Below are 11,168 nucleotides of genomic sequence, written 5' to 3'. Positions count from 1 at the left end.
CGAGAATCAAAGGGGTGTTAGGAGCGGGCTTGCAGCAGGCGCTCCATCACGTCATCACCCGGCGCCGAACCTGAGTAGTCGCTGGTGCAGGTGGCGCGCACTATCTCGTAAATCTCGTACCAGTACACGTTCGCTTGCTTCCCGAAAGACTGGGACATAGCAACGAAAGGGGATGCGATCGCAGCCCCTGTGGTTGGGTGTTTGCCGAGCAAGCCGAACTTGGAGATCGCCTGTTCACACTGCACATAACGCGCGAACGCCTGCGCATAGGATTCGATCAAGCGCGGTGCGACGAACTGGGAACAGCCACGTTGATCGAGCCATTGCCATGTTTCTCGGTAGACGAGGTCAGCGCCGAGGGGTTTACCATCACGCTGAATCTCCGACAGATACTCGGCAGGCTCCGGCATCACCTCACCAGCAAGCACCGCACCATCCCCGATATCTGAGCCTTCAAAGTCAAACGGCTCACCCAGCGGATCATCAAGCCGCGTGGCTGGGCGGCCAGCTGCGAGCTTCGCATTCAGCGGATCGGGTTTCGCACCTGCCCGCACACGGCGGCCACCCCGGTTCGTTCCGTCTTTCGCCATAGGTTTTCATCTGCTTTCCTGCTGTGAGACAATTAGTGGCGTGCCGAGACCGAAGACGAAAACTGAACTATTGGATGCCGCCGAGGCGCAGTATGCGAAACTGGACAGCCTCATTGAGGGCATGAGTTCCGACGATCAGCATACGAATTTTGATCCCAGCATCACTCAAATCGGTAAAGAAGCCCACTGGGCGCGGGACAAAAACCTGCGCGACGTCCTTGCCCACCTGCACGAGTGGCAGCGCATGTTGCTTGGCTTCGTCGACGCCAACCGCCAGGGTCAGCCTCGACCGTTTCTTCCGTTTCCTCACACGTGGCGAACCACGCCAACGCTCAACCAAGAGATTTGGACTCAATATCAGGGCACTGAGCTTGAGGCTATCCGCGAGAACCTCGCTGACAGCCACACCGCAGTAGTGGCTCTCATCGGCGAGTTCACCAACGAGGAGTTATTCACCAAGGCGCATTTCCCGTGGACGGGCACAACCTCGCTCGGCTCCTACTGCGTGTCAGCCACATCAAGCCACTACGAATGGGCAATCAAAAAGCTCCGTGCATTCACCAGAAAGCCGCCAGAACAACCCCATAACCAAGCCGCCCCCCAGTAGCTTCTTACCACGCTGTACACCACAGACAGATACTCGGGAGCCTCTGGTATAGGCGCTCCCGTGCGCCTTTTCGTGACTGTCGGGTTCAACGCACCAGGCCTCGTGCCTGCATTCACGCAACATCCGCCCGATCAGCGCTATCCTTAGCAATGCAGGGAAACCCTTCTTGTAGAATGTGAACTTATTGGGGCATACAACTCCTGATGCCGTTGCCGTATCAAAATGTGTAGCGAAAAGTTGAAGGGACTGGTCATCAAAAAAATATCTGTGTTTCTTGTATCCGCTCTGGCATATTTTGTCGGCGCGTGGCTTTTCGCCGCCATCTTTCTACGGTGCAAGGATCAGGATCAGAGATTTTTTGTGGTCTTCTTATTGATGCCACTCATGTATGTGTGTTTCACGATTCTTCTTCTGCTTTTTAATAAGCATTTCATCGGTATTCAATCTGCCCGCGCGTTGCAACTTTCAGCAGGAGCCTTTATCGGACTCTCAGCTTTTCTCTTTTCACTCGATGGTGTCGGCTCGTTAGTTCATAGTGATTCTTTTTCTCAACTGCTGAGCCAGTTTTCCGTTCCCGCCATCGGCGCTCTTGTTGCTGGTGGTGTAGCGCTTGGGTTTAGCGTTTTTACCCAAGCGCCACACCAAGGAAAAGACCAAATCAATTATCGGTAGATGAATTCAGCTAGCTTTCGGCAAGCTGTCAAACGAATCTCTTCCTTGACGTATCCAGCCAGGAACCATCCTAAAACGGCGCTATCCAAGTCGGCATATTCACTTATTTTCTGATATGCCTCAGTGGAATTATTCGCCCCCAAGCTCCAGCCAATCTGCTTGAATCTGTTGGCAAGTTTGCTGGAATTGTTGTAGTACTCTCGCAATGTTGCTGACAGAAGATGAGCGTTGGAGTCGTTGCCGTTTTCTAGCGTGTTAGCGATAACGATGGCATCTCCGTCACAGCAGAGATCGTCACGGTTACAGTTGTTTCCTACCGATTCCCATTTTCCCTTGTCGTTTTTCTTGTCAAGTACTAGCCCCTTCAAGCCAGGATGCTGACGGTAATCGTTACCTTGACCGATTAGGGCTGTGGCCACCTGATCCAGGTTCGCACTGGGATTCCACTCAAGTGTTTTCTGAATATTCTCCATGGCAGTAGCTAGGTCTCCGGCCCAGCCAGTCCACGCATCAGGGATAACATTCCAGTTGGTGTATCCAAGTGTTGTTGCCGCCAGATGCGCCAGATCAACCGATTCTCCGGTCTTGTCGGTCATGGATTGCCGCCACGTGTTATCAATATAGCGATTCAAGGCAGCGATGATCTTCTTGCCTACAGCGTCCTTCTCGAGTACGCTCGCGTCAGCACTCCTGAAACTTTCGGCAGACACGGACCAATTCACCGCAGATCCACTACCACCGTCACGCAGGTAGGCTTTTGCTAAATAGTTGAGGATGCAACGCCAAGTCGGAACGGCAATCCGCGTTCCCGCACCATGAGAACCCGCAACGTAGTCTTTTCCAACCTTGCCACTGGCACGAAGTTCTTCGAAGCGTTTCTCTAAATGCCAGATCAGATCAATCGGAGCCAGCTTGGTGTAATCAATGCTGGTGTCGGGCGCAGCGCCACCGGCACTCGAAGGAGCAACATGATCAACTGCCGCTGCTTGTCCTGAATAGGCGACCCTGTCTAGGTCAAAACCAGCACCCTTGTAGTCACTGATTTCAGTGAACTGGTCATAGTTCCAATCGTCAGGAATAGGGAAGCCAAGGTTGCCAGAAAATCCTGTAGACATGTCCGAGACGAACGCGCTTCCAGCGTAGCCGGCTTTAATGATGCGGCTACAAATGTTACGCGAGGCGTAGATGCCTACTTTGTATCCGCCTCCCAGGCTTCCACGCACACCCTGGAAATACGGAAGAATGTGACTTGTGACCTCGGGGTCGGTCGCGTCGAAATCAACTGCGAAATAGATATACGTTCCCGGAATGCCAAGTCTTTGGGCTGCTTGCCTTGCGAGCGTCGCGTGCCGAGCGCCGTTTTCCCGCGTGAAGTGTCGAAGCTTGGTTGAGTACTCCTGGAAAATCGGGAAGAACTTCATTCCTCCGTTGGTGATGCGTTCAAGTTCTCCGGGGCGAATTGCTTTGAAATAGTCAGACGGATCTTTTGAATCCTGATTCGGCTCAGTCAGGTAACGCCCCACAATCTCATAGCCGTTCGCCTTAAGTAGGTTGAGTCGCTCAGCCGTAATCTCGAAGCGTGTATCGCATGCTTTGCAGGCGCGATTCGGATCACCTTTCGAGGTCAACAGGCTCATCCATGTAGTCGAGTCGACCACCCCGCTTCGTGGGAGCTGATACTTTGCTTGGAATTGCGGAACGAACGTTGACAGTGCGGTTTGTGCAGAAGGATAGATATCGGGAGAAATCCGGTTACACACTAGAGCAACCTGAGCTAGCCAAGCCCACTTCGGTAAACTTGCCGCATTGCTGGGTGTAACTATTGTTAGACGCGCTTTGGTGCCATTGCCGAAATTACCTGTGGCTTCCGCAGGGCTAAATCCTTCAATGGCTTGCAAGACCTGAATCAGAGCAGTGTTCATTTCCCGACCGTAGAGTCCATCGGTTGGGATGATTCCGGTATAAGCGCGATACTGTTGGTTGATTTGTTGCTGTGCTTGCCGAATCGCTGAAATGCCCCCATAAGAGCGAAGCAGGACGAATTGCTGCATTGACAACAGCGCTTTCATGACGTCGAGCGTCACAGTGGAATCTCCACCAATGCCCATGTCGCTCTTAAGCTGTTTGATGGCCTTTCCAGTTCCGCTATAGAAATGCGTAGTGATATCGCTGGCACCAGCAGAATATCCCTTACACCACAAAGCGCCTTGGATAATGCCGTACACATTAGAAGTCTCCTGCGCACCGTCATCCTGCTGGTGGATGCCGTTAGGCCACCGAGACTGGAAGCGACTGATAGTTCCCGGTCCGAAATTGTTCGCCGTTGTCGTAATACCCAGCTCGATTTGCAGGGCCCGAATCAAAGCGTTGACCGTGCCCCAGCCGGTATATCCGTCCTCTACGACTGAACCGAATCCAGCCTTGCTCCTATAGGTGCGATTGAGCCATTGCTGTGTTTTTAGCACCATTTGATCTGTCATGATTCCTCCTTTTTAGAAACCAGTTTGTTAACTCAAGACAGGCGAACACCTGCCAGAGAGGGATCCAGAACACCGGATGAGAAGCTCCGAGTTTTTTGCCCTCACCTGTACGTCCCTGGGAAACCCAAATCCGGACGGACAAAGCGCAAGAAAACCGAGCAACACTCAGCGGGATTTCACCCCTCACTGGTACTGCCGACGAAGCCCGAAGTGTTAATACCTTGTTTGATTCGGGGACTTTGCGCACGGTTGGCCCCGCCCGCTGACCTGTCCCGAGGTCGTAGAGATTCGACGGCCCTACCCCTCGTCAGGCTTTCGACGGTGGCTCGTGTTCGGCAAACACCATCGAGGTGGGCATCTTTGAAGTTCTAAATGATCGACGCGACAGCGGGCAACGTGTGGGCTCGTCAATACGAGTAGACCCGAGGTTGTTGCCTCCATCGGTCATCATCGAGCGCGCTCTGGCGCGAGTGGCAGGGCTTACACAGCGAGCGGAGGTTATCAAAGTCGTGGGTGCCGCCGTGTTCGAGCGGGAGAACGTGGTGAACCTCTTGCACAGGCGTATACCTGCCTTGCTCTAGGCAGTCCTCGCACAAAGGATGTTGTGCAATGTAGGCGGCACGGATCTTACGCCAACGCGCGCCGTAGCGGCGGTTAATCTTCGGATCCCGTTGATACTTCCGATACCGCGCGTCTTCCGCCTTCGCGTGCTGCTCACAGAAACGTTCGTGGGTAAGCTCAGGGCAACCAGGATGGGAGCACGGGGAGGCGGGTTTGACTGGCATCGCTGACTCCTTCCCACTGGATGTGGTGAAGCCCCAAGTTCCCGTGTGGGTTCTTGGGGCTTGTCCTACTTTTCAACCACTTACATCATCTCAAAGGAAACGGGGCAAATGCATCCGCTATTCCTGACACCTTTTGGCGCGAGGGTGCAAAACCCTCACAAACGACCATACAGAGCGGTCGCTAACCGAGCCAGCGCGCGCGACTTCTTCTGGTAGGCGGTCGTGCGCTCAACATAGAAGTGGTTACAGACCTGCTGGACTGCATCATCTTGGGTACCCCCGCCGAGGAAGAACGCCTCCAACACCAAGCGGTCATCCTCGGAGAGTATCTCCCATGCGGGCAAGAACCAGTCCATGTACTGGCATGCTTCCGCATACCGAGCCTTGTAAGTGTCGATACGCTCGATCGTTGCAACGATCCTGTTCTCCGACGCGTGCAGATCACCCGAGGGCGGTGTGCCATCCATACGTGGGGATGCGGGGCTAGCCGCATCCGCATAGGCGGTTTTGATGGCGTCGTCGGTACTCTCGATTATTTGTTCCATCACCGCATAATCCTGCAACGCAGCAATCGCTGCCTTACGAGTGTCGAGGTATTTGGTCATCACATGCATGAGCGTTCCTTCCTAGTGGTTGTGTGGATTTCATGTGCAACCGCGTCAATCAACGCAGCCTGCGTAGCATCCTTCGCATCAAGCGCACGCAAGACGGCTTCATCGAGCGTCCCTTCAGCAACAAGATGCGTGATCGTCACCGGCTCTAACTGTCCTTGCCGATAAAGCCGGGCGTTCGTCTGCTGATAAAGCTCTAAACTCCACGTGAGCGAGAACCACACCAGCAGATGCCCACCGCTCTGGAGGTTCAATCCGTGGCCAGCGCTCGCGGGGTGAATCAGCCCAAGCGCAATCTCGCCTCTGTTCCATGCCTCGATATCGACCGAGGCTTTCAGCTCGCGAGCATGTGGGAATCGCGCGGTGATACGTTCGCGGTCATGGGTAAACCAGTAGGCCACCAACAACGGGTTGCCGTTGGCTGCCTCAACAAGGTCTTCGAGAGCGTCGAGCTTCCTCTCATGAACCGCCGTCCATTGACCATCGCTGGTGTAGATCGCGCCCGACGCTAACTGCAGGAGCTTGCCCGACAACGCAGCAGCATTCGCAGCATCAATCGTCGCCTCACCAAGTTGAAGGACAAGATCAGATTTCAACTGCTCATACACGCGTCGTTCTTCCGGCTCCAACTTCACAGGCATCGTCGTGACCGTCAGCTCTGGTAGCTGCAAGTGGTCAGTGGTTCGCATCGACAACGTCATGTCCCCAATCGCTCCATAGATCTCATCCTCCGCACCCACACGGGGCTTGTAAGTGAACACCTGCATCCCGTTGCGCTTATCGGGCACGAACCAGCGCTCGCGATAACGAGTAATGAAACGGCCCAAACGCTCGCCGCCGTCGAGAAGACGGAATTGCGCCCACACATCCATCAGTCCATTCGCTGCAGGCGTGCCGGTCAGTCCGACCCAGCGCTTAACGTGCGGCCGCATTTTCACCAGCGCAGTGAACCGCTTTGCCCGGTGGTTTTTGAAGCTGGAGAGCTCGTCGATGATGACCATGTCGAACGGCCAGCTACCGCCCATCTGGTTCACGAGCCAGGGGATGTTTTCCCGATTGATGATGGTCACCATCGCAGACGCCGCGAGAGCGTTGAGCCGGTCTTGTTTGGTGCCGACAGCGACCGATACGGTCAAACCTCGCAGGTGATCCCACTTCGCTATTTCGGTTGGCCACGTATCGCGGGCTACCCGCAATGGTGCGATGACGAGGACGCGGTGGATGGTGAAGTAGTCGAGCATGAGCTGCCAGATCGCGCTCAAGGTGATCACCGATTTGCCGAGTCCCATGCCAAGGAAGATCGCCGCCTCGTGATGGTCGATGATGAACTGGGTTGCGGTGGTTTGGTAGTTATGCGGCTGATAGCGCATCAAGCACCCCCTTGATACCGTCAACCGAATCAACAACCAATGCGACAAAGCCTTGCTGGCGCAGTTGATTCATCCGACGTAATTGGATTGGCCTAGGTTTCTGTCCTGGTGCTTTCAATTCGACGAAGACAGCCCGGTTTCTCATCAGGCATATCCGGTCCGGTACGCCGCTGGTTCCAGGGCAGACGAGCTTCCAACACAAGCCACCGTTGTTTTCGACGGCTTTCTTGAGTTTCGTTTCGATTGCGTGTTCGTTCATGGTCTTTCCTTGAGTGGTTTGTTCAAGGGGTGCAGACCAGTGCAGGGTGCATATGGACTTTTCTATAGGGGATTATTTTTCGGCCCTTAGTAATAGTTCAATACCGCTCTGCACCGGTCTGCACCCTCACAGGTTTAGAGGGTGAATTCGCTGGTCAATGCCAGTCCGTAGACGCGGATGCCGGACTTGGTTTTCTTACGTGTGAAACCTACCTGCTCGCAGGTGGCGTTGAAGTCAACCATGGGTCGCGCCCACCCGGAGGTAGATTGCGCCCACGCACGGTAGGCCTGATACAAATCACCCGCACGCTCGGACAGGGCAGGGCCGACGTCACACTGGTCCTCGAGGAACTGGCCAAACCAGTTATTCTCTTCCCGATACGCCTGCGAAGCCGACTGAACTAGGGCTGGTGGGGTGAGCTTATAGTCCTCGGCATGGATGAGGCGCGCGCCGTCCATGATCCACGAAAGGATCGCTCCACCGGCGTGGGTGTAGAGGTAGTCGGCGTAGTTCTTCACATCCGTATCACCTTCGATAGTGGCGTTGAACGGGATGACGATGAGCCTGCGCCAGATTCCTGCGTCCATGGCTCCTACACGCGGCAGGTGATTCGTGTAGAGAATCAGGGTGTGGGAGGGAGTGAAGGCGAAGGGTGCCTTGTACTTTTTCTCCGCATAGATCTGATCGGTCGAGGCGAGCTGTTTAACCGTCGAAGTCGACAGTCTTACGCCTTCCTCAGACTCGGCCGCGATGATGAGCCGCTTGCCTTTCGCTTCGGCAAGCTCAGGTTTGACGTTGCGATTCCCACCGATTGTGAGGACATCGGCGGACATGTTGCCCGCATACGTGCCGAGCACTCTGGCGATGGTGTTCCAAAACGTGGATTTGCCGTTTCGTCCATCCCCGTAGGCGATCACGAGGGCTTCCACGAAGACCTGCCCGATCGCAGCTAGCCCGACGATGCGCTGTACATAGGCGATCAACTCAGGGTCGCTTTGGAAGAATACGTCCAAGGCATCCTGCCACACCTGCGCTCCGTTTTCTGTGGGGTCGAGGGCGGTCTGTTTCGTGAGCAGATCGGCTGGGTCGTGCTCGCGACGAGTGCCATCCCGCAGATCCCACGTCCCAGATGGCGTGTTGAGCAGGTACGGGTCGGCGTCGAGCTGGTCGGGCGTGGTGAGCAGCATCGGGTGTGCCTCTTTCAAGGCGGCGCTGATGGCTCGTGATTCGCGGCGTTTGAGCGCGAAGGTCTCGTATGCTTTCGCTTCCTCAAACCGCCGATACGCTGCTGCTTGCATGGGTGTGAACGTGCGTTGTGCTTTCGCTTTCGACGATGCCGCAGCGAGAACGACGTCCGCACCAGTGGCGTTCATCTCCTCACGTGCCCCAGCGATCAGGTCAGCGACTTCAGCGAGCTGGCGGTCGGTGAGTTCTTGGGCGATGCCTTGCGCACCAGGCCCAGACTCACTCCACACACCATCGGTGTAGACGAGCCAGTCGGTCGCCTCCGTATATGCCAACCGGGCGGAGTACTCCGAGGCGAGCATCGCTGCCTGACCTACGTCAGTGAAGTCGTCAGGCCGCAGACTCGTCAACTGCGCATACGCCTCCGGTGGCAGGTAGTCGGGGTTGGCTGCAACTTTCGTTGCGAACCGGCACGCCGAGTTCCAAATCGTCGTCAGCTCGCTGTCACTGAGCGGCGGCTCGCATAGATTCGCTTTACGGTCGAACAAGTCCCGGGCCTGGTCGGTCTCGCCGTAGCGGATGAGGACCCGCCCGGCAAAGCGAGAGAGCGTGGCGTTGCGTGAACCCTCGCCAATCACGAAAGTGGAGGCATCAAAGGCGGCGAACACGTCGATCTCGTCAGCGTTATCGAGCCACGCATCGAGGAGCTGATCGCCCTCGTGCACCGTAACTTGTGGGTTGGTGGTGCCGTAGATGAAGCGTCCTGCGTCCAGGGCATTACGGTCAAAGAACGCGAACCGCGACGCTAAACGATGCTTCAATCCTGCGTATTCGTCTGCGTCGCATACTTCGTGGATTGGGAAGTAGACGTGGAAACGCGGTCGGGCTGAGAGCGCGCCCTTCGGCTTCATGTGGTTACGGGAGGTGGCGGTCATGAACTCCACCCCGGACATGAGCTCGCCGAGCTTCTCTGGTGTGATCCAGTCGGTGTGTGTTTCGGTGTGATCGTTGTCGATATCCATGACCACGCAATTCGAGGAGATGAAGGCTGCGCTGGAGCGGCGGTCATTCACATAGGTGGCTGCCACATGATCAAACCCGGCGACCGCCGACAGCGAAGCCGCGTCCGTGATGGTGTGCTTGTTCGGGTAGTGGTTGTTATTCTGTACGCCGGTAACGGTCGCGGCGTACAGGGTGAAGGGCGCGGTCATGGGGTGACCTCCTGAAAATCTTGATCGAAGTACTTAATCGGCAACTCGAGGTCGCGCGCCCACCCGATCTCTAAGCGCATACCAGGGCTCACGCGTCCGACATATGCCCACAGGGCTTCGCACTTAGCGAGCAGCACCCTATTGAAGAACATCGCCAACTCTCGCTGATCTGGGTCGGCGTCATCCATGAACTGCGGAAATAACAGATGCGGGGCGAATGGGATTTTGCCCGCGCTCACTGCGAGCCCGCAGAATTGGCGGGCGAGCTCAACGTTCTCTTGCACGTCGCCCGAGTAGGGCGAACAGATGTAAACGAGCGGACGGTAACCGAACAGTTCACGCTGCAGCTTCTTAAGCGCGTGGTAACTCGTCAGGTCCAGATAGCCTTCGGTGTTCTTCTTCGAAAACCCAATATCGAGTGTCGTGGCGCTCATGCTTGCACCTGACCTTCGCGCTCAATCACTGGGAGGATGCCAAGCTGGTTCTTGAGAACCTCGTAAATGAACAGGCGACCTTTCTGCGTCCAGTAGGTGTGGATCCGGGTGCGGTTCCCGTCGTCAATGACGTGGGTCTTGGTGTCGGTGTAACCGTTGCCTGCGTGCTGTGCGTAGAGCAGCCACACCCCCGATTGCTTGTACTGAATACCGAGTTCGTGAAGGAGCTGGTTGAGCTTGCGACCAGAAAGCCCATAGTCCTTCGCGATCACCGTGATTGGCAAAGCGTCCTTGGCTTCGAGAACCATGTCGTAGTAAGACAGTTTCGGTTTCGCTTCAGCCAGGGCTTGAGCTTGCGCAAGATTCTGCAACGTGAGCTCTGCGGTTTTGCGGCGTTCAGCGACGTACGCATCGAGCACTTTGAGGAGCGCTTCGGGATTAGTGACCAGCTCGTCGGTGGCATACAGGCCATAGCGACGGATTGACGGCAGCACCTCGTGGATGACCCAACGTTTGAATGCTCGGGCTTCTGGTTTGCGTGATGCCATGATCAGCGCGTAGAGGCCGGGTTCGTTGACGCACCATGTGGCACCGCCAGAGAACCCTAAGTTGAACTTAGCCTTCTCATCGGCATCGAGACGAGAAACGGCAACCGAGGGGTTCGTGAGATCGAGGGTCTGGCAGATATCGGCGGCGATGAACCATGTCTGATCATTAGCGGTGAAGCTGCGTACCTGCCCGAAACGGTCGTTGGTGAAGGTTTGGATGGTGTTGCCCATAACAAGGCTCCTGTTCTGAGAGCCAAATAGACGAATGTGCACCGGTTGGTGCGAGCAGCTCTCAGTGGTAGGCCGCAAACCTTCCAGGAGTTAACCCCTGGACGGGTTTGTGGTCACTGAGCTTTGGGACTCTCGCACATACGTCCTTGAGCACCACTCAATCCGGACGGGTGCCATGAAAATTG

11 protein-coding genes are annotated in these 11,168 nt (G+C 55.7%); 2 read left to right on the top strand and 9 right to left on the bottom strand.

What is annotated here, in order from left to right:
* Nucleotides 1-17: 17 nt before the first annotated feature.
* Complete coding sequence (locus HMPREF3174_RS05975) at nucleotides 18-590, bottom strand: P27 family phage terminase small subunit (RefSeq protein WP_004007621.1); 573 nt, start codon at nucleotides 588-590, stop codon at nucleotides 18-20.
* A 40-nt stretch (nucleotides 591-630) separates the two neighbouring features.
* On the opposite strand from HMPREF3174_RS05975, the gene HMPREF3174_RS05970 reads away from it, so the two are divergent.
* Complete coding sequence (locus tag HMPREF3174_RS05970) at nucleotides 631-1,197, top strand: ClbS/DfsB family four-helix bundle protein (RefSeq protein ID WP_004007622.1); 567 nt, start codon at nucleotides 631-633, stop codon at nucleotides 1,195-1,197.
* Nucleotides 1,198-1,419: 222 nt separating this feature from the next.
* Complete coding sequence (locus HMPREF3174_RS09050) at nucleotides 1,420-1,869, top strand: hypothetical protein (RefSeq protein ID WP_004007623.1); 450 nt, start codon at nucleotides 1,420-1,422, stop codon at nucleotides 1,867-1,869.
* On the opposite strand, the gene HMPREF3174_RS05965 is transcribed toward HMPREF3174_RS09050, so the two are convergent.
* The 8 genes from HMPREF3174_RS05965 to HMPREF3174_RS05940 form a co-directional block, all read right to left on the bottom strand.
* On the bottom strand, nucleotides 1,860-4,349 hold the full coding sequence (locus HMPREF3174_RS05965) for a glycoside hydrolase domain-containing protein (RefSeq protein ID WP_004007624.1): 2,490 nt from the start codon (nucleotides 4,347-4,349) through the stop codon (nucleotides 1,860-1,862). The genes HMPREF3174_RS09050 and HMPREF3174_RS05965 overlap by 10 nt on opposite strands.
* 407 nt (nucleotides 4,350-4,756) lie before the next feature.
* Nucleotides 4,757-5,134 (bottom strand): HNH endonuclease, encoded by a 378-nt coding sequence (locus HMPREF3174_RS09040; RefSeq protein ID WP_083297699.1) that lies wholly within the window; start codon nucleotides 5,132-5,134, stop codon nucleotides 4,757-4,759.
* Nucleotides 5,135-5,289: 155 nt separating this feature from the next.
* On the bottom strand, nucleotides 5,290-5,748 hold the full coding sequence (locus HMPREF3174_RS05960) for a hypothetical protein (protein WP_070448210.1): 459 nt from the start codon (nucleotides 5,746-5,748) through the stop codon (nucleotides 5,290-5,292).
* Complete coding sequence (locus HMPREF3174_RS05955) at nucleotides 5,739-7,115, bottom strand: DEAD/DEAH box helicase (protein ID WP_070448209.1); 1,377 nt, start codon at nucleotides 7,113-7,115, stop codon at nucleotides 5,739-5,741. The genes HMPREF3174_RS05960 and HMPREF3174_RS05955 overlap by 10 nt, the downstream gene beginning before the upstream one ends.
* Nucleotides 7,096-7,374, bottom strand: a complete 279-nt coding sequence (locus HMPREF3174_RS09035) for a VRR-NUC domain-containing protein (RefSeq protein ID WP_083297698.1) — start codon at nucleotides 7,372-7,374, stop codon at nucleotides 7,096-7,098. The genes HMPREF3174_RS05955 and HMPREF3174_RS09035 overlap by 20 nt, the downstream gene beginning before the upstream one ends.
* 134 nt (nucleotides 7,375-7,508) lie before the next feature.
* Nucleotides 7,509-9,770, bottom strand: coding sequence for a phage/plasmid primase, P4 family (locus HMPREF3174_RS05950; protein ID WP_070448208.1), 2,262 nt, complete (start codon nucleotides 9,768-9,770; stop codon nucleotides 7,509-7,511).
* The gene (locus HMPREF3174_RS05945) at nucleotides 9,767-10,204 is read right to left on the bottom strand and encodes a DUF7768 domain-containing protein (protein WP_070448207.1); all 438 of its coding nucleotides are present in this window, start codon (nucleotides 10,202-10,204) and stop codon (nucleotides 9,767-9,769) included. The genes HMPREF3174_RS05950 and HMPREF3174_RS05945 overlap by 4 nt, the downstream gene beginning before the upstream one ends.
* Complete coding sequence (locus tag HMPREF3174_RS05940) at nucleotides 10,201-10,983, bottom strand: phage antirepressor (RefSeq protein ID WP_070448206.1); 783 nt, start codon at nucleotides 10,981-10,983, stop codon at nucleotides 10,201-10,203. Before HMPREF3174_RS05940 ends, HMPREF3174_RS05945 begins: the two co-directional genes overlap by 4 nt.
* Nucleotides 10,984-11,168 lie beyond the last annotated feature (185 nt).

It is taken from the genome of Trueperella sp. HMSC08H06 (genome assembly GCF_001808465.1).
In the GTDB taxonomy this organism is placed as follows: domain Bacteria; phylum Actinomycetota; class Actinomycetes; order Actinomycetales; family Actinomycetaceae; genus Trueperella; species Trueperella bernardiae.
The sequence above is the reverse complement of the archived record's forward strand: the minus strand, read 5'-3'. Positions and strand labels throughout refer to the sequence as shown.